16 protein-coding genes and 2 tRNA genes are annotated in these 19447 nt (G+C 60.0%); 12 read left to right on the top strand and 6 right to left on the bottom strand.

Features of this window, described 5'->3' with window-relative positions; translation table 11 throughout:
- Window positions 1-60: 60 nt before the first annotated feature.
- Window positions 61-2172 carry a bacterio-opsin activator domain-containing protein gene (locus MUH00_RS08960; RefSeq protein WP_247003752.1) on the bottom strand — a complete coding sequence of 704 codons (2112 nt, stop codon included), beginning with the start codon at window positions 2170-2172 and terminating at the stop codon, window positions 61-63.
- A 286-nt stretch (window positions 2173-2458) separates the two neighbouring features.
- Here MUH00_RS08960 and MUH00_RS08965 point away from each other — a divergent pair, with 286 nt between their 5' ends.
- Window positions 2459-2620 (top strand): hypothetical protein, encoded by a 162-nt coding sequence (locus MUH00_RS08965; RefSeq protein WP_247003753.1) that lies wholly within the window; start codon window positions 2459-2461, stop codon window positions 2618-2620.
- Between the two features lie 96 nt (window positions 2621-2716).
- Window positions 2717-3028, top strand: coding sequence for a hypothetical protein (locus MUH00_RS08970; protein ID WP_247003754.1), 312 nt, complete (start codon window positions 2717-2719; stop codon window positions 3026-3028).
- 144 nt (window positions 3029-3172) lie between these two features.
- Here the strand turns inward: MUH00_RS08970 and MUH00_RS08975 are convergent.
- Together MUH00_RS08975 and MUH00_RS08980 are read right to left on the bottom strand one after the other, a co-directional pair.
- Window positions 3173-3245, bottom strand: a tRNA-Asp gene (locus MUH00_RS08975).
- Window positions 3246-3675: 430 nt separating this feature from the next.
- Window positions 3676-3748: transfer RNA gene (locus MUH00_RS08980), tRNA-Asp, on the bottom strand.
- Window positions 3749-4048: 300 nt separating this feature from the next.
- Between MUH00_RS08980 and MUH00_RS08985 the strand changes: the two genes are divergently transcribed.
- Genes MUH00_RS08985 through MUH00_RS09010 form a run of 6 tightly spaced genes read left to right on the top strand, consistent with a single transcriptional unit; the run spans window position 4049 to window position 12237 of the window.
- Window positions 4049-4276 (top strand): DNA-directed RNA polymerase subunit H, encoded by a 228-nt coding sequence (locus MUH00_RS08985; RefSeq protein ID WP_247003755.1) that lies wholly within the window; start codon window positions 4049-4051, stop codon window positions 4274-4276.
- The gene (locus tag MUH00_RS08990) at window positions 4277-5851 is read left to right on the top strand and encodes a DNA-directed RNA polymerase subunit B'' (RefSeq protein ID WP_247003756.1); all 1575 of its coding nucleotides are present in this window, start codon (window positions 4277-4279) and stop codon (window positions 5849-5851) included.
- Between the two features lie 6 nt (window positions 5852-5857).
- Window positions 5858-7687, top strand: a complete 1830-nt coding sequence (gene rpoB / locus MUH00_RS08995) for a DNA-directed RNA polymerase subunit B (RefSeq protein WP_247003757.1) — start codon at window positions 5858-5860, stop codon at window positions 7685-7687.
- 4 nt (window positions 7688-7691) lie between these two features.
- A complete protein-coding gene (locus MUH00_RS09000; protein WP_247003758.1) occupies window positions 7692-10622 on the top strand; it encodes a DNA-directed RNA polymerase subunit A' in 2931 nt (976 codons plus the stop codon).
- A complete protein-coding gene (gene rpoA2, locus MUH00_RS09005; RefSeq protein WP_247003759.1) occupies window positions 10615-11802 on the top strand; it encodes a DNA-directed RNA polymerase subunit A'' in 1188 nt (395 codons plus the stop codon). Before MUH00_RS09000 ends, rpoA2 begins: the two co-directional genes overlap by 8 nt.
- 3 nt (window positions 11803-11805) lie before the next feature.
- Window positions 11806-12237, top strand: a complete 432-nt coding sequence (locus MUH00_RS09010; RefSeq protein WP_247003760.1) for a NusA-like transcription termination signal-binding factor — start codon at window positions 11806-11808, stop codon at window positions 12235-12237.
- A 73-nt stretch (window positions 12238-12310) separates the two neighbouring features.
- On the opposite strand, the gene MUH00_RS23330 is transcribed toward MUH00_RS09010, so the two are convergent.
- Window positions 12311-12583, bottom strand: a complete 273-nt coding sequence (locus MUH00_RS23330) for a DUF8011 family protein (RefSeq protein WP_486606282.1) — start codon at window positions 12581-12583, stop codon at window positions 12311-12313.
- A 293-nt stretch (window positions 12584-12876) separates the two neighbouring features.
- Between MUH00_RS23330 and MUH00_RS09015 the strand changes: the two genes are divergently transcribed.
- On the top strand, window positions 12877-14388 hold the full coding sequence (locus tag MUH00_RS09015) for an aldehyde dehydrogenase family protein (RefSeq protein ID WP_247003761.1): 1512 nt from the start codon (window positions 12877-12879) through the stop codon (window positions 14386-14388).
- A 79-nt stretch (window positions 14389-14467) separates the two neighbouring features.
- Here the strand turns inward: MUH00_RS09015 and MUH00_RS09020 are convergent, their stop codons facing one another.
- Complete coding sequence (locus tag MUH00_RS09020; protein ID WP_247003762.1) at window positions 14468-15121, bottom strand: hypothetical protein; 654 nt, start codon at window positions 15119-15121, stop codon at window positions 14468-14470.
- 328 nt (window positions 15122-15449) lie between these two features.
- Between MUH00_RS09020 and MUH00_RS09025 the strand changes: the two genes are divergently transcribed.
- On the top strand, window positions 15450-15878 hold the full coding sequence (locus tag MUH00_RS09025) for a 30S ribosomal protein S12 (RefSeq protein WP_247003763.1): 429 nt from the start codon (window positions 15450-15452) through the stop codon (window positions 15876-15878).
- Window positions 15879-15880: 2 nt separating this feature from the next.
- The gene (locus MUH00_RS09030; RefSeq protein ID WP_247003764.1) at window positions 15881-16489 is read left to right on the top strand and encodes a 30S ribosomal protein S7; all 609 of its coding nucleotides are present in this window, start codon (window positions 15881-15883) and stop codon (window positions 16487-16489) included.
- Window positions 16490-16511: 22 nt separating this feature from the next.
- Here MUH00_RS09030 and MUH00_RS09035 read toward each other — a convergent pair whose 3' ends face one another.
- Complete coding sequence (locus MUH00_RS09035) at window positions 16512-18530, bottom strand: hypothetical protein (RefSeq protein ID WP_247003765.1); 2019 nt, start codon at window positions 18528-18530, stop codon at window positions 16512-16514.
- 375 nt (window positions 18531-18905) lie between these two features.
- Between MUH00_RS09035 and MUH00_RS09040 the strand changes: the two genes are divergently transcribed.
- Window positions 18906-19415, top strand: a complete 510-nt coding sequence (locus MUH00_RS09040) for a response regulator transcription factor (protein WP_247003766.1) — start codon at window positions 18906-18908, stop codon at window positions 19413-19415.
- The last annotated feature ends 32 nt before the right edge of the window (window positions 19416-19447 follow it).

Below are 19447 nucleotides of genomic sequence, written 5' to 3' on the forward strand. Positions count from 1 at the left end.
GACTGATGTGGGTTAAATATAATCTCTAACTGTTTTGGAATCTCTGACATCGGGCACTAATTAACTAGAGGTCCCGTCGAATGCCAGCGTGACCAGCTTTCGCTGGGCCGCCCGAAGGTGATAGTGGTAGGTCGGCGGCGAGACGTCGAGCGCCTCGGCGAGATCCTCGCCGGTGCTCTCGCGGGGCCAGTCGAAAAACCCGCTGTAATGGGCCGCCTGCAGGGCTTCGAACTGTTTTTCCGTGAGTCGTTCCTCCAGGTGCGTATCGAGTTGTCGGGCCGACACCGTCGCCGTCGTTTCCCGCCGGGCGTCGAGCGAGGTCTCCGGATAGTTGTGCCGTATCGCCTCGATTAACGATCGCGTCTCGACCCGCTGGGGCACTTCGAGGACGAAGGTCGTCGTCCCGTTTTCGGTCGTCGCAGCCCGCAACTGGACGTCGTACGTCCGCAAAACGTCCAGAATCGGCGTCGACGAGAAGGTCAACTCGAACAGCGTCTCGTCGTCCCCGTCGGAGACGACTGTCGCGCTCTCGACCGACGCCCACTCGCCGACGGCCGCCCCGAGTTCGGTCCCCGCGGGAACGCTCACGAACACGACGACGTCGTTACCCCGATCGATCACGCCCTCTAACGTGGCGAGGCCGTCGATCCGATCGGACAGCCGGTTAAACAGTAGTCGCTCGTCGCGACACGTTAACTCGAGTTCGACGCGACTGTCGGTGAGCATCGCCCGCGTCTGCTCGACCGACCGGATCGCGTGGCCGATCGTCTCCCCGAGTTCGCCGAGCACCTCGCGTTCGCTGTCGGTGATCGAATCGACGCCCGGAACGTGGACGAGTAACGCCCCGTAGCGGCGTTCGTCGTCGCGAAGCGGCACCGACAGCACCGTCTGGTAGCCGTAGGTGAGCGCGTCCTTTCGTCGCCGATCCCAGTCGTCGGCCTCGAGCACGTTCCGCACGACCTGGACCCGTTCGGACGCGAGCGTCTCCCGCACCAGATCGACCTCGGGCGCGCGGTCGTCATCGTCACGGACGCGATCGATGTAGGCCGCGTCGACGCCCGCCCACGTCGTCGGCACCGGCGTCTCCTCGTCGGTCGCCGCGATCCACGCGAACAGGTATCGATCGGTGTCGGCGAGCCGATCGCAGACCGTCGTCTCGATCTCGTCGCGCGTCGACGCCTGCGCGACGCCGTGATTGATCTTGCGAACGATCTCGTTCGTGTGGTTGAGCCGCGTCAGCTCCTCGTTTTGCTGGGTCAACGTTCGATCGTGTTCCCGGAGCAACTGCTCGCGCTCGGCCCGATCGAGCGCCGCTTCGGTGTTCGCCGCGAGGATGTACAGCAGTTCGGTCATCGTCTCGTCGAACCCGTCGACGTCCTCGGTGCCCGCCACCAACACGCCGTGCGTCCCGAGCGGGACGATCAGCTCGCTCCGACACAGCGTCTGGGAGTGCTCGACGCCCGCGCGCTGAACGTCCTCGTAGTACGCGCTCTCGCCCTCGGAGAACACCTTCCAGACGAGCCCCTCGCCGCGTTCGAACGACAGCTCGGGATCCACCAGTTCGCGGGAGTCGCGCATCGAGGCGGCGTGTTCGAGCGTCCCCGCCGTCGGCTCGAACGCGTAGGCCGCCGCGACCGGCACGTCGAGGATCTCGCCCGCGGTGTCGACGGCAGACTGATAGATGTCGTCTTTCGTCTCGGCCCGCATCAGATCCCGCGTCGTCTCGTGGAGCGTCGTCAGCGTCCGCTCGTACCGCCGCTCGCTCTCGCGGAGCTCCGTCTCCGTGCGGTACTGGGTGACCGCGTTCGTGATCTGGTTTGCCAGCAACGCGTACCGCTCCTCGCCCGGTTCCTTCTGGAAGTACTGCGTCACTCCCGCCGCGATCGCCTCGCTCGCGAGTTCTTCCGATCCGCGGCCCGTGTACAGGATGAACGGCAGATCCGGGTCGTCGTCTCTGACCCGCTCGAGCAACTCGAGACCGGTGATCGTCGGCATCTCGTAATCGCTGACGATACAGTCGACGCCCTGCTGTTCGAGTATCGACAGTGCTTCTTCGGCGCTCGTCGCGGCGACGGACTCGATCGCGTCGTGCTCGCGTTCGAGCATCGTTCCCGCGAGGTCCGCGAACCCGGGTTCGTTGTCGACGACGAGAACGGTGATCGGCTGAGTCATTTGTTTTCACGCCAGCTGGCCACGCCCGACCCCTGCGCCGGTCGTCGCCAATCGCATTCACTATACGGGCGTTCGAATGTACTAATAGATTAGGATCCCGTGACTATCGATACTAACCGATTACATGGATCGTCACGTTCTCCGTCGAGACGATCGCCGACGCCGACTCCTCGCCGACCGAGGCTCCGACCGCCTCCCGTTCTCTGTGTAACAATCCCGAAACGATGTTTCTCACATTCGGCTATATGCCGGATTTATGCCCGATCGTTTCCTAGATCTCGGTTCCGTGACCCGTCGGGAATACTTACAGATGATCGGGACGGCGGCGCTGGGTTCGGTCGTCGCGGGGTGCGGCGACATCGATCTCCTTCCGTCGCCCGAACCGCAGGACATCGAGACCCGGGTTACCGACGACCGGTTTCAGACGAGACGAAACGGGGGACGGTGACGGGACTTCCTCGTTCACGGCGTGAATCTCGGCATGGGGAAGCCGGGACGATTCCCCGGCGAAGCGGCGATAACGAAATCGGAGTACAGCCGATGGTTGGACGATATTTCGGAGATGAACGCGAACGTCCTGCGGACGTACACGCTCCACCCGCCGGCGTTCTACGAGGCGCTAGCGGAGCACAACGTCGATCGGGACGACCCGTTGTTGCTCTTGCACGGAAACTGGCTCACCGAAGAAACGCTGCTCGAAACGCGCGACGCGTTCGATCCCGAGATCATCGCCGAACACCGCGAGGGCATCCAGCACGTCATCGACGCCGACGATCGACGTTCGGAATCGGACGCGTCAAGGAACGGCGGTTCGCTCCGCGTTCGTACCGCAGCGAGCCGATTGCTTGCGAGTTGAGATCAGAAAACGCCCGAGGCGGGATTTGAACCACGGTCGCAGCGAAGCCGCTCCCTGATTCAAATCCCTCTGTGGGGCATTCTCCGCTCATGGATGCCGAGCACACGCTTCGCGGTGCTCGTCGGAGTTGTTCGCGGAAGAAGACGCCCGAGGCGGGATTTGAACCCGCGTCACGACCGTGACAGGGTCGTATGATGGGCCACTACACCACCCGGGCTCGCAACTCACCGTTTCCGGGTCGGAATATTAAGGGTTGTGTTCTCACCTCGCCGTGGTATTGCGTCTCTCATCGATTTTTCGGGCGGGACGCCGTGCGATCGTCCGCTCCGACCGAGCGCGGACCCCGATCGAAAGCGACGCGCTTCTCTCCGCGATCCGAACGGGACGATCTCGGCCCGGCGGCGATCGCGGAAACGGGTACTCGTGAACGGGAGTCGAAAATTCGATCGGTCGATTGCAACACGGTACACTGGTTGCTCGTGCGAGACGAGTTTGAGACGACGTCCGAGGCGGAATTTAAACCCGGCAGAGACGTTCCGGGCTGCGGGCTCACTTCGTTCGCAGAACCTCGGTGTAGTTCAAATCCGCGTGTCTACGTTTTCGAGGAACAGCGACTCGCTTCGCTCGTCGATCGGTTCCTCGAAAAGCGCCCGAGGCGGGATTTGAACCCGCGTCACGACCGTGACAGGGTCGTATGATGGGCCACTACACCACCCGGGCTTGCAATTCCTCGTTGCCGGGTGGCAGTATTAAGACTTTCCAATCGAATACCGTGTGGTACGGACAAGCGCGACACTCAGCCGGAGCCTGCACCGTGTCACTGTATCGCATGGCCCACAAGGAATATAACTGATAACCGGCTATCTTCGTACGTGATCGTCGATTCCGGTCAGGTCTGCCCGGCCGGATAGCTGCGCTTCTGACCCGAGTTAGTAACCCTTAACTGCCTGCCACCGCTACGTGCCTGTAGTATCTCGTGACAGCCGCTTCTCTCCCGATAGCCCACACGCACACCAACACATGGTAGACGTAAGCCAACACGAACTCGTGCCGGAGCACACGGTTCTCGAGGAGGACACCCTCGAGGAGGTGCTCTCCGAGTACGACATCGACCGCACAGACCTGCCGAAGATCAAGCGCAACGACCCCGCCCTGCCGGACGAGGCGGAGATCGGCGACGTCATCAAAATCGTCCGCAACTCACGCACAACCGATCAAGCAGTCGTATACCGACTCGTGGTGGAATAAATGGCAATGGAACTCGATCGATCGAAACGACGGGACATCTCGCGCGAATACTTCTCGAGGGACCGGCTCGCCGAACACCACTACCGGTCGTTCAACGCCTTCCTCAACCGCGGCATGCAGGAGGTCGTCGACGAGAAGGCGACGATCGATACCGACATCGGCGACAAGGAGGGCGAGGAACCGGTTCACGTCGAGCTCGGCGACGTTCGCGTCGTCACACCCCGCGTTCGGGAGGCCGACGGCTCCGAGGAACTGCTCTACCCCCAGGAGGCGCGCCTTCGCAACATCACCTACTCCGCGCCGGTGTTCATGGAGATGTCGATCGTCAAGGGCGAGGAAGGCGATCGGCGGGTCGTCGACTCGACCGAGACGAAGATCGGACGGATGCCGATCATGGTCGGCTCCGAGAAGTGTAACATCGCCGGCTTCTCCGACGAGGAACTGATCGAGATCGGCGAGGACCCCGCCGATCCCGGCGGCTACTTCATCGTCAACGGCTCCGAGCGGGTGCTGATGACCAGCGAGGACCTCGCGCCGAACAAGATCCTCGCGGAGTACGACACCAAGTACGGCGACGAGATCCAGGTTGCAAAAACCTTCTCGCAGCGTCGCGGCTACCGCGCGCTGGTCCTCTGTGAACGGACGCGAAACGGGCTGCTCGAGGTCTCGTTCCCCTCGGTTTCGGGATCGATCAACTTCGTCACGCTCGTTCGCGCGCTCGGCCTCGAATCGGACGAGGAGATCGTCCACAAGGTCTCGAACGACCCCGAGGTCGTCAAGTACATGCTCGAAAACCTGGAAGAGGCGGAGGTCCAAACCGAGGAGGAGGCGATCGAAGCGCTCGGGAAACGCGTCGCCTCGGGTCAGGGGAAGAACTACCAGCTCAAGCGCGCGAACTACGTCATCGACCGCTACCTCCTGCCGCACCTCCACGAGGACGGCGTCGAGGAAGAAGACGTCCGGATCAACAAGGCTCACTACCTCTGTCGGATGGCCGAGGCCTGTTTCGAACTCGCGCTCGGTCGCCGCGACGCCGACGACAAGGACCACTACGCGAACAAGCGGCTGAAGGTCAGCGGCGACCTGATGAAGGATCTGTTCCGGACGGCGCTGAACAAGCTGGCCCGGGACGTGAAATACCAGCTCGAGCGCGCGAACATGCGCAACCGGAACCTCTCAGTGAACACGGTCGTCCGATCGGACGTCCTGACCGAGCGACTCGAGCACCCGATCGCGACGGGCAACTGGGTCGGCGGCCGTTCGGGCGTCTCCCAGCTGGTCGATCGGACCAACTACATGGGTGTGCTCTCACACCTGCGCCGACTGCGGAGCCCGCTCTCGCGAAGTCAGCCGCACTTCGAAGCGCGCGACCTGCACGCGACGCAGTGGGGCCGAATCGGACCCTCCGAAACGCCTGAGGGACCGAACTGTGGGCTGGTGAAGAACTTCGCCCAGGCGGTGGAGCTCTCCCAGAACATCGAGGACGAACAGGCGCTCAAACGCGAACTGGCATCGATGGGGGTTCAGGGCATTCCCGGCCTCGAAGGGATCGAACGATCGACGGCGGACGACTGATCAATAATGAGCAGCCAACAACGAGAAGCCAAGGTATACGTCAACGGGTCGCTGGTGGGGACGCACCCGAACCCGAACGAACTGGCGGAACAGATCCGAGAAGCGCGACGCATCGGCGACGTCAGCGAGATGGTCAACGTCTCGGTGAAACAGCGCACTCGCGAAGTGATCATCAACGCCGACGCGGGCCGCGCTCGCCGGCCGCTGCTGGTCGTCGAGGACGGCAAACCGCGCATCGCCGAACAGGAGATCGAGGCCCTCCGCGACGGCGACCTCGACTTCGACGACCTGGTCGACCACGGCTACATCGAGTTCATCGACGCCGAGGAGGAAGAGGACATCTACGTCGCCGTCGACGAGGACGACCTCACCGACGAGCACACGCACCTCGAGATCGACCCGTCACTGATCTTCTCGATCGGCGCGGGGATGATCCCGTACCCCGAGCACAACGCGTCGCCCCGGATTACGATGGGAGCGGGGATGATCAAGCAGTCGCTCGGGTTGCCGAGCGCGAACTACCGCATCCGGCCGGACACGCGCCAGCACCTGCTGCACTACCCGCAGCTTTCGATGGTGAAAACCCAGACGACGGACCAGATCGGATACGACGACCGACCTGCCGCCCAGAACTTCGTCGTCGCCGTGATGAGCTACGAGGGGTTCAACATCGAGGACGCCCTCGTCATGAACCGGGCCTCCGTCGAGCGCGCACTGGCCCGATCGCACTTCTTCCGCACCTACGAGGGCGAGGAGCGCCGCTACCCCGGCGGCCAGGAGGACCGCTTCGAGATCCCCTCCCAGGACGTCCGCGGGGCTCGCGGCGAGGAGGCCTACGCGCACCTCGACGAGGACGGTCTCGTCAACCCCGAGACGAAGGTCGACGAGAACTCGGTGCTGCTGGGCAAGACGAGTCCGCCGCGGTTCCTGGAGGAACCGGACGACATGGGCGGCCTCTCGCCCCAGAAGCGCCGCGAAACGTCCGTGACGATGCGATCCGGCGAGTCGGGCGTCGTCGACACGGTCACGCTGATGGAAGGCGAGGACGGCTCCAAGCTCTCGAAGGTGTCGGTGCGCGACGAGCGGATCCCGGAACTCGGGGACAAGTTCGCGTCGCGACACGGCCAGAAGGGGGTCGTCGGCCACCTCGCGCCCCAAGAGGACATGCCCTTCACCGAGGAGGGCGTCGTGCCCGACCTCGTGGTCAACCCGCACGCGCTGCCGTCGCGGATGACCGTCGGGCACATCCTCGAGATGATCGGCGGCAAACTCGGCGCGATGGAGGGCCGTCGCGTCGACGGCACGCCGTTCCTCGGCGAGGAGGAGGAGGCCCTCCGGAACGGCCTCGAGGAGGCCGGCTTCAACTCCGCCGGCAAGGAGACCATGTACTCCGGCGTCACGGGCGAGAAGATCGAGGCCGAGATCTTCATGGGCGTGATCTTCTACCAGAAGCTCTACCACATGGTCTCGAACAAGCTGCACGCCCGATCGCGCGGGCCGGTGCAGGTGCTCACCCGCCAGCCCACGGAGGGTCGCGCCCGCGAGGGCGGGCTCCGTATCGGGGAGATGGAGCGCGACGTGTTCATCGGCCACGGGGCGGCCATGACGCTGAAGGAACGACTCCTCGACGAGTCGGACCGCGAGTTCATCCACGTCTGCGGTAACTGCGGGATGAGCGCGGTCGAGAACGTCGAACAACGACGGGTCTACTGTCCGAACTGCGACGAGGAGACCGACATCCACGAGATCGAGATGAGCTACGCGTTCAAGCTTCTGCTCGACGAGATGAAGGCGCTCGGCATCGCGCCGCGACTCGAACTGGAGGACGCCGTCTAAAACCATGCAAAACGGGACACCAAAAGACATCGGAGCGATCAACTTCGGGCTCATGGAGCCCGAGGAGTACCGGGAGATGAGCGCGACGAAGATCATCACCGCCGACACCTACGACGACGACGGCTTCCCGATCGACATGGGGCTGATGGACCCCCGGCTGGGCGTCATCGACCCCGGGCTGGAGTGCAAGACCTGCGGGAAGCACTCGGGGTCGTGTAACGGCCACTTCGGCCACATCGAACTCGCCGCGCCGGTCATTCACGTCGGCTTTACGAAACTTATCCGGCGACTCCTGCGAGGGACCTGCCGCGAGTGTTCTAGGCTCCTGCTGACGGAAGACGAGCGCGAGGAGTTCCGCGACCAGATCACGGAGTCTCGCAAGCTCGGCCGCGACCTGAACGACGTGACTAAGGCCGCGATCCGGCAGGCCAGAAAGAAGGACCGTTGTCCGTTCTGTGGCGAGATCCAGTACGACATCGATCACGAGAAGCCGACCACCTACTACGAGGTCCAGCAGGTCCTCACCAGTGAGTACTCCCAGCGCATCGCTGGCGCGATGCAGGGCGACGAGGAGGCTGGCGTCGAGCGGACGACGCCGGACGAACTCGCCGAGGAAACCGGAATCGAACTCACGCGGATCAACGAGATCCTCTCGGGTTCGTTCCGTCCGCGCGAGAACCAGCGCAAGGCGATCGAGAAGGCGTTAGATATCGACCTCACCGAGGAGGACACGAACAAGCTGATGCCCTCGGACATCCGGGACTGGTTCGAGGACATCCCGGATGAGGACATCGAGGTCCTGGGAATCGATCCCGAACGCTCCCGACCGGAGTGGATGATCCTCACCGTCCTCCCCGTGCCCCCGGTCACCGCGCGGCCGTCGATCACGCTGGACAACGGCCAGCGCTCCGAGGACGATCTCACGCACAAGCTGGTCGACATCATCCGCATCAACCAGCGGTTCATGGAGAACCGCGAAGCCGGCGCTCCGCAGCTGATCATCGAGGACCTGTGGGAGCTGTTGCAGTACCACGTGACGACGTTCATGGACAACGAGATCTCGGGGACGCCGCCGGCCCGCCACCGATCGGGCCGGCCGCTCAAGACCCTCTCCCAGCGGCTGAAGGGCAAGGAGGGACGCTTCCGCGGCTCGCTGTCCGGGAAGCGCGTCAACTTCTCCGCGCGAACCGTCATCTCGCCGGACCCGACCCTCTCGCTCAACGAAGTCGGCGTCCCGGATCGCGTCGCAAAGGAGATGACCCAGACGATGAACGTCACCGAACGCAACGTCGAGGACGCGCGGCGGTTCGTCGCGAACGGCCCCGAGGGCCATCCGGGCGCGAACTACGTGCGCCGGCCCGACGGTCGCCGGCTGAAGGTGACCGAGAAGAACTGCGAGGCGCTCGCGGAGAAGGTCGACGCCGGCTGGGAGGTCAACCGCCACCTGATCGACGGGGACATCGTCATCTTCAACCGGCAGCCGTCGCTGCACCGGATGTCTATCATGGCCCACGAGGTCGTGGTCATGCCGTACAAGACCTTCCGGCTGAACACCGTCGTCTGTCCGCCGTACAACGCCGACTTCGACGGCGACGAGATGAACATGCACGCCCTCCAGAACGAGGAGGCCCGCGCCGAGGCGCGCGTCCTGATGCGCGTCCAGGAGCAGATCCTCTCCCCGCGGTTCGGCGAGAACATCATCGGGGCGATTCAGGACCACATCTCCGGAACCTACCTGCTGACCCACGACAACCCGCGGTTCAACGAGACGCAGGCGCTCGACCTGCTGCGGGCGACCCGGATCGACGAACTGCCCGAACCCAGCGGCATCGACGACGAGGGCGAGCCGTTCTGGACCGGCCGCGACGTCTTCTCCGAACTGCTGCCCGACGACATGAACCTCGAGTTCACGGGCACCGTCGGCGACGACGTCGTGATTGAGGACGGCCAACTCGTCGAGGGAACCATCGCCGAGGACGAGGTCGGCGAGTTCGGCGGCGAGATCGTCGACACGATCACCAAGGTGTACGGCAACACCCGCGCTCGGATCTTCATCAACGAGGTCTCGACGCTCGCGATGCGGGCGATCATGCACTTCGGGTTCTCGATCGGCATCGACGACGAGACCATCCCCGAGGAAGCGGAAGCCCGCATCCAGGAGACGATCGAGGACGCCAACGATCGCGTCGAGGAGCTGATCGAGGCCTACGAGCGCGGCGAACTCGAGAGCCTCCCGGGCCGGACGATCGACGAGACCCTCGAGATGAAGATCATGCAGACGCTCTCGCGCGCCCGAGACAACGCGGGTAACATCGCGGAGGAGCACTTCACCGAGGACAACCCGGCGGTCGTCATGGCCTCCTCCGGTGCGCGCGGATCGATGCTCAACCTGACCCAGATGGCCGGCTGCGTCGGCCAGCAAGCGGTTCGGGGCGAGCGGATCAACCGCGGCTACGAGGACCGAACCCTCAGTCACTACAAGCCCAACGACCTCTCCGCGGAGGCCCACGGCTTCGTCGAGAACTCCTACACCGGCGGGCTCACCCCGCGGGAGTTCTTCTTCCACGCGATGGGCGGCCGCGAGGGGCTGGTCGACACTGCAGTCCGGACCTCGAAGTCCGGCTACCTGCAGCGCCGGCTCATCAACGCGCTCTCCGAACTCGAAACCCAGTACGACGGCACCGTCCGGGACACCTCGGACACGATCGTTCAGTTCGAGTTCGGCGAGGACGGCACCTCGCCGGTGAAGGTCTCCTCCGGCGATGACAACGAGATCGACGTCGCACAGATCGCCGACCAGGTGCTCGACGCGGAGTTCGACTCCGAGGAGGAGCGAGCCGAGTTCCTCGGGACGAAACGCGAACCGACGAACCTCTCCGAGAAGGCGGACGACAGTCTCTTCTACGGTGAAACGGAGGTGACCTCCGATGACTGAAGTCGAGTACGACGTCGACGACGACGTGATCGCGGTCGTCGAGGACACGGACCTCCCGCGCCGGCTGAAGGACGACGTCTACGAGACGATCGAGGATCGCGGCGGCGCGACCGTCGAAGACGCCAACCAGCTCGCGAAGGCCGTCGAAGCCCGCTACGTGGACACCCGCGTCGATCCGCTCGACCCCGTCGGTACCGTTTCGGCGCAGTCGATCGGCGAACCCGGGACGCAGCTGACGATGAACACGTTCCACTACGCGGGCGTCGCGGAGATCGACGTGACGCAGGGGCTGCCGCGGCTGATCGAACTGGTCGACGCCCGGAAGACCCCAGACACACCGATGATGACCGTCCACCTGGAGGACGAGTACGCCACCGAGCGCGAGAAGGCCCACGAGGTCGTCTGGAATATCGAGGCGACCAAGATCCTCGCGCTGGGCGACGTCTCGACCAATGTCGCGGACATGCGGGTCCAGATCTCGCTGAATCGGGACACCCTCGAGGAGCGGATGATCACGCCCGAGGAGGTCGCCGAGACGATCGAGGATCACCTCGGCGTCAGCACGGTCCAGCAGGGCACCCAGATCGAGTTCGGTCCCGAGGAACCGTCCTACCGGGACCTGCTTCAGCTCGTCGAGGAGCTGCGCGAGATCACGTTCAAGGGGATCGAGGAGGTCTCTCGGGTCGTCATCCGCCGCGAGGAAATGGACGACGGCAGCGAGGAGTTCGTCCTCTACACCGAAGGGTCGGCCTTCGGCGACGTCTTGGAGATCGAGGGCGTCGACGCCTCTCGGACGACGTGTAACAACATCCACGAGATCCACCGCAACCTCGGCATCGAGGCCGCCCGCGAGGCGATCATCGAGGAGACGAACAACACGCTCGCCGAACAGGGGCTGGACGACGTGAACGTCCGCCACCTGATGCTCGTCGCGGACATCATGACTAACCGCGGCGAGATCGAGTCGATCGGTCGCCACGGTATCTCCGGCTCGAAGGAGTCCGTGCTCGCCCGCGCGGCGTTCGAGGTGACGGTCAACCACCTGCTCAACGCCGCGATCCACGGCGAGGTCGACGATCTCGACGGCGTCACCGAGAACGTCATCGTCGGCAAGCCGATCAAGCTCGGCACCGGCGACGTCGACCTTCGGATGGGCTCTACCACCGGACGGGCCGACTGATCGATGGCGGTCCGGCTCACCGACGACGCTCGCCAGTACCTCGCCCTGTTCGAGGACGTGACGGGCGCAACCGGGACGGACTGTCTCATCGACGATACCAACGACGAGAATCGACTGCTCGTCGTCGTCGCGAGCGGCCAGATGGGCGACGCGATCGGCCCCGGCGGACGAACGGTCCGGCAGTTCGAGGATCGGGTCGACGCCCGTGTCCGCCTCGTCGAAGACGCCGACGACCCCGCCGAGTTCGTCGCGAACGCGCTCGCCCCGGCGGCCGTCTACAACGTCACCGTCAGCGAGAACGGAGATACCGTCGCCTACGTCGAGGTCGCCGAGGAGGATCGCGGGGTCGCGATCGGATCGAACGGCGAGACGATCGACGCCGCGCGGACGCTCGCCAATCGCCACTTCGCGATCGACGACGTGCAGTTGATCTGACCGAATCTGCTCGTTCTACTGAATCCGGTTTGCGCCAGCGGCCTTCTCGGCATCGCGGCGCTCGAGCCACCGTTCAGAGAGATATCGCGGCGGCAAAAAAGAGGAGCAGTCCCACGACGCTACTCGCTCGAACTACTGTAGCGACTCTCACGCGATTAGCGGGGAGTGACTCTGCTATCCCTATCATCACGAGGGAGAGTCCGAGAAAGATCGACTGAAATCCTGCTGGCCTCGCCGTATTGACCGCGACGATCCCGTATGCGAGGGGGAAGATCCCTCCAGCGATCGGAGCCCACGCACATCGCCCTCCTCTGGGCTCGATTACTATCGACTTCGGTAGTGCCACACTGTGCTATCGGTACGATCACATACAACGTTTTTGTCGATACTCCCGTTCGGAGGAGATTATTTTGTAGAGTCTGTTCCGAACTCGGAGCCACGCGAACGCCAGGTCAGCCGTCGATCAGGCGGATCATCTCGTGAACGTGTCGAATAGCGCCAGCAAACGGTACGGTCGGCGATGAATGAACGTAGCGCGTTCGGTCCTTGATGCGATCCGTGATGACTTCGGAAATACGTATTCGATCGAGAATGTCATAACCAAACCAATAAGCGGATTCCATCGAGAGGGGGATTCGTATGACGGATACGAGCAAATCATCCGCCGAAGGGATCGACGTGGACGAACTCGATATCGCGCCGGAGAACGGGTGGAACGCCCTGTACCTCGACGGTGAGTGGCTCCCCGCCGGCGATCGAGATCTGATCGACGTCGAAAATCCCTCGACGCGGGCGACCCTGACGACGGTTCCCTCGGGGACGGCCGACGACGTCGACGAGGCGTACGCGATCGCGGAACGGGCCCAGCCGGAGTGGGCCCAGCGACCGCCCCAAGAGCGTGCCGCGATCGTATCCGAGGCCCGCAGGCTGCTGGGCGAGTACGCCGACGACCTCGAGACGCTGTTCGCCGTCGAGTGCGGCGGTGTTCAGCTGAAAGCCGGTTTCGAGACGCAACTCGCACAGGGGACGATGGAGGTCGGTGCCGGCCTGGCGATGCGCGACGGCGGCCGTCGAAAGGATTCGATCACGCCCGGCAAGGAGAATTTGCTCGTGCGCGAACCGGCCGGCGTCGTCGGCGTCATCACGCCGTGGAACTTCCCGCTGTACCTCTCCAGTCGAGTCGTCGCGCCCGCCATCGCGCTGGGCAACAGCGTGGCGTTAAAGCCCGATGAGCACACCCCGCTGACGGGCGGGCTCGTGCTCGCGAAGGTCTTCGAGGAGGCCGGCCTCCCGGGCGGCGTCTTGAACGTCGTCCCCGGCTACGGCCCCGAGATCGGCGATCACTTCTCGGCGCACCCGGTTCCGTCGGTGATGTCGTTTACCGGCTCCTCGGAGGTCGGCCGCCGCGTCGGCCGGCGCGCCGTCGGATCGTACACGGAACCCGCGCTCGAACTCGGCGGGAATAACGCACACATCGTGTTGCCGGACGCCGACTTGGAGCGCGCGATCGCCGCCGGAGCGTTCGGGTCGTTCACCCATCAGGGTCAGGAGTGTATCTCGATCAACCGCCATCTCGTCCACGAATCGCTGTACGACGAGTACGTGGCGGGGCTGGCCGACCGCGCAGCGCAACTCCCCATCGGCGATCCGCTCGAAGAGGGCGCCCTCGTCGGACCGGTCATCAACGAGCGCCAGCGCGACAAGATCGTCGGGTTCGTCGAGGAGTCGATCGCACGCGGCGCGACAGTCGAGGCCGGCGGCGGCCACGACGGCCTGTTCGTCGAGCCCACGGTGCTGTCGGGCGTCACCAACGACATGCCGATCGCCCGCAACGAGCACTTCGGGCCGATCGCGCCGGTCATTCCCTTCGAGACCGACGAGGAGGCGGTCCGGATCGCCAATGACACCCAGTACGGCCTATCGGGATCGGTTCACTCGCCGGACGTGGCTCGGGCGCGCGACGTGGCCGACGCGATGGAGACCGGCATGGTCCACATCAACGACCAGCCGTTGAACGACGAACCGCACGTCGCGTTCGGGGGCGTCGGTGCGTCGGGGATGGGTCGGTACAACGACGAGTGGATCCTCGACACCTTGACGACGGTGAAGTGGATCTCGATCCAGCGCGAGCCTCGACAGTACCCGTACTGATATCGGGTGTGCGTTCGACGCAGAACTCGTTTCGAGCGTCTATACCGCCAGCCGCGGACCGGTCACGGCGCGGCCGTAATCACAGCCACTCGACGCGGTACTCGCAGCGGTGGCCGCCGTCCGATCGGCACTGATCGCCGACCTCCTCGACTTCGACGGGGTTGTTGGCAAACTTTCTCGCAACGCCCCTGATGAGTCCTTTGTCGAATTCACACGGGTACGGGTTCTCACAGACCATGATCCCCTCGTTCGGTCCCTCTTCTTGGAACTCATAAAACCCGATCTCGCTGCCGCGGTGGTTCGCGTGATACGCCGTATCGATCGACCGTAACGCGTTATCGACGTCGGTGATGTCCGGGGGGAATTCGACGTGCTCGGGGATGTTCTGCCCCATATTCCGCATTCTGACGCCGCCGTACTCGTCGCGCATGTCGTACAGCATAGCCAGCGGAATTGTGAGCGGGTACCATTCGTCGGGATCGATGTCCTCGAGCCCGTATTCAGCGAGTTTATTGGAGATCTGATTCCCCACGAACGACGAGACGGATTCGCCCGCAGCGATATACGATAGGGGGCTCCGCCCGATTACTTCCGCGTCCTCGAGTGACCCGTCGAATCCGATTCGACCGTCTACTACCGGCGATTCGTCGGCGGATTGGGTGTTTCCGTTGGAAAGACCGAGGAGTCGCTTGAACCAGGACGTGGTGGCGAAAACCGTGCTGAGTGGAGCCATAACGAGTGCGAGATATGACCCAGATAACTAATAACTTCTAGTTAATTATAACATCTGATAGCGAGAGTCGAATCGCTCGACTCTGTCGTCCGATGGCGATAATCGTCACCGTACTACCGACGACGTCGGCGTTTGTCGGTCCGAGCTCCGTCTCGAATCGGCTGCGCCGGAGATCGCGCGTCGAATCCGTCGCGGACAGCCCGAGAGCCGCTACTCGGTGCCGAAACGCGCTCAGATTCCTTCATCGACCCCGATCGAGCGCTCTCGAGCCGTAACGTCAGTTCGAAACGGGTCGCTTAAGTGCCTTCGACGGATAGCGACGGGTACTATGGCAAACGGCAAATACGCCGCGCGCAAGCTCAAGAAGGACCGCCAAGAACAGCGGTGGTCCGACTCGGACTACGCGCGCCGCGCACGGGGCCTCCGCGAGAAGTCCGATCCTCTCGAGGGAGCGCCACAGGGCCGCGGTATCGTCCTCGAGAAAGTCGGCATCGAAGCGAAACAGCCCAACTCGGCGATCCGAAAGTGCGTCCGAGTCCAGCTGATCAAGAACGGCAAACAGGTCACCGCGTTCTGTCCCGGTGACGGCGCCATCTCGTTCATCGACGAACACGACGAAGTCACCATCGCCGGGATCGGTGGCGCGAAGGGTCGTGCGATGGGCGACCTTTCCGGCGTCAACTACAAGGTCGAGAAGGTAAACGGCGTTTCCCTGCTCGAACTGGTTCGCGGCAACGCGGAGAAACCGGTGCGATAACCATGGCGGCCGAAGATCAACCAGAACCCGACGCACCGGCCGGCGGCGCCGACGTCTCCGCCAAGCTATTCGGCACGTGGGAGATCGTCGAGATCGAGTACGCCGATCCGTCGACCGAACGCTACATCACGGTGACACCGATCGCCCACACCGCCGGTCGTCACGCCAGCAAGCAGTTCAAGAAATCCCAGGTCTCGATCGTCGAGCGCTTCATCAACCGCTTGATGCAGACTGAGGAGAACACGGGTAAAAAGCAGCAGACGCTCAACCACGTCCGTGACGCGTTCGAGCTCGTCCACGAGCGCACCGACGAGAACCCCGTTCAGGTGCTCGTATCGGCCGTCGAGAACGCAGCCCCGCGCGAGGAGACCGTCCGCCTGAAGTACGGTGGCATCTCCGTCCCCAAGGCCGTCGACGTCGCGCCACAACGCCGTGTCGACCAGGCGTTGAAGTTCCTCGCCGACGGCGTCAACAACGACTCGTTCAAGACCCCGACGTCGGTCGACGAAGCGATCGCCAGCCAGCTCATCGGCGCTGCCAACTACGACGTCCAGACGTACGCGATCGGGCAGAAAGAAGAGAAAGAGCGCGTCGCGGCGGCCGCACGCTAACGCAGATTTCTTTAAAGCGAAGTCACAATTCGCTTATTTTAATTTCGTCGCTCCATCGTAGCTCACCATCCAATACCACTGGCATTTTTTCTCTATCAAGGAATTGGACAAGTTGTGGCTTCGAAATGTTGTTCTTGATAACCTCCCCTGGCACTAAATGATAATGCTCACAGAATTGAAGATCTGGGCGATAGATACCTCCTTTCGATTTTGTAATTCCTTGATGGAGTTTTAGTTTTATTGTGAAACCAGTACTATCGCGTTTAATCGAACAAACTTTAGAAACGCTATCTTCGGACTGTGATATAATTGATGTACCATCTCCAACTAACTGGTATAAATGTCCGAATTTGGACATATTCCGTACAGCTTCTACAGCAACATATAATGGATGGCCATTGTCCAAAAATCGTGATACTGTGTTTCCAATATGAATTGCTTCCATGTTAACAATATCATCTGAGGTAACAATCCCTCCTATACTTCCTGCTTCTATTAAATAAATACCTTGTGTGAAAGATCGACAAGCGTTAAGAAAGAATGCCTTTGTTCCGACCATATCAAGCGAAGATGCACATAGGTTACCATCTATACAGCGAAATCCATCTGCATCAATGTGACCAATGTAATGAACGAAGTCACTTTCTTTTTTTAGAACTTCTCTTAGTGACTTCCTGTCCAATGATTTATACACATTTACATTTAACAAAGATTCTTGCTCTCGATAGGAACCATAAACATTGATAAGTTCTTCAGTCATCTTCTGGTCATTACAAATGACATTAATATCAAGAGGATCTATTCTTGGTGATCGTTCGATTCTATTATATAATCCTGATAGAGGAACTGTACTTTTTGTTTTTGAACTTTCTCGACACTTCCAATATTGATTGATAGCTGGTGACGAAGAAATAGGCTGACTCTTTGTAATATCGTGCTCAATTTGAGGGTGGTTCAGACAACTATTTTGATCAATTTTAGTAGATACAATCGCGAGATCATACGCTAAAAACGGCAGAAATTCAACGCTTGGTTCATCTGGGCTAATCTGTACTTTAAGCTGCCAATCATGAAGATATGGTTCGATCGTTGAATATGGGATCTCTAGATATGTCTTAATCCGGTCAGCAAGGGACTGTTTATATGTGGAAGAAATATCAAAACCAAGAATTGGTTTGGTCGTTTTACGCTCATATAGTGGACCCGGCCATCCACCTTCTGTGCGAACTATACAATCTAAGAAAAACACTTGTTTGAGTGTACGTTCTACTGTTGATTCAAATCTTCCTTCATAACTGAATGAGTATTTATATCCCTTTTCGGTAAGTAGCTTCGGTTCTGAGCCTGGCACTACTTCGGCTCCGAGATAGTAGGCAAGAGGTGCGACTGTGAACACCTGATCAAGAGTTGGTTCTATTTCAATTCTCACTCCATTGTCTGGTAAACTAAACTTATCTGGAACGGTTAATTCATTGCCAAGTTTGAGGGTTGGTGGATGACCACGTAAAGTAGGAAAAGATTGCTCCGGAGTTGTTGTTTTTAAAGCAGATCCGAACGTTGATACAGCCCGCATCACATCTCTTGGCGATGAAGTCGTTGTGATTGTATCTGCAGGACGCGTGTGAAACGACCGAGCGCCTATTGTTATCCTTGTTGGGTCATCAAAACATAAACACTTCTGGTTTCTGTCCGATATTATTTTCACAGATGATTCAAATAATATGTAAACCTTTATCTGTCTCGACAAATCGATAGTATATTCCCCATATGACAAGTATGTACTATTATTAACTATCACTTCATCTAACGCCTTCTCATCGTGGTTTAATACATATATTGCCTTACTATCCGGTACTGTTATTGAACTGGTAGTAATCTCCACAGCTGAGTCAACAGAATATCCAACCTGATCTTTTTCTACTTGAACAGGTGTTGAGTGATTAGAAATTTGTAACTGATATCTACATCGTTCAATCGGATCGATAATTTCGATCCCATTACCTTCAGATTTGAATTTCGGACTTACTGAATTACCACTCATGAAATTATGTTAACTACTTTCGGATTTTTATAGGATATCCATGCGTCCGTTTTTCGCTACTAATTCCTATTCAGAGTGATAATCACTCTATCGATTTCATCTCTTCTTCTCCTAATACTATTTAATATACCTACGGGACATTAGAATAGTTCCCTCACTACTTTGCTGGAAGGTTATCAACACGATCGTTCATAACCACTTTCAATATTCTAAACAAGATCCATTCTTATTTCAGCTGCGTTTAACAAGGGTCTTGAGAACTCACGTGCTCTAATCATATTTAATAAGGCCTACCCAACAGTATCGATATAATCCGTACCATTGGAATCTACTGTAAGTCTATTCATCGTGTATCCAGGACTATCTCTGGATAACATGGAGACCACTGATTGCTGCTTAGCCTTCAATATTTCCTACGCAGACTTCAGTAGAACGATTATTGAGCAAATCAATAATGCGTACGATTTGCTGATCCTTGATTGGACTCTTGATGCACCTAGTGCAAAAGGGATAGTTGATACAATGCGGCAGCGCGCCCCGAATACACAAATTTTAGCTTTAACCGATAACACCCCAACAGTAGACCCGATCGACCGGGGCGCGGATGAGTTCCTTGTTGAGCCGGTCTCTGATAGAACGTTATCTGATACAATTGAATGGCTAGCTTTTCAAAAAGAATACGAACAGTTGATGGACGAATTTTTCCGATTGGCAACCGAGCGAGCCTTGCTACAGACGGAATTGGAGTCGGATATTAATGTGACAAACCAGTATTTGACTGTTGTTCAAGAGATGATGAAATGTCGTGAGCGGATAGCTACGATTCAATCAGCGCTTCCAGACGATGAGTTTGATCGGGTTCTGCGACAACTGCTTGATGATTGAACGATATACTTATGTTCTGTTACTGGAATTGA

The organism is Halosolutus gelatinilyticus, from assembly GCF_023028105.1.
GTDB classification, from domain to species: domain Archaea; phylum Halobacteriota; class Halobacteria; order Halobacteriales; family Natrialbaceae; genus Halosolutus; species Halosolutus gelatinilyticus.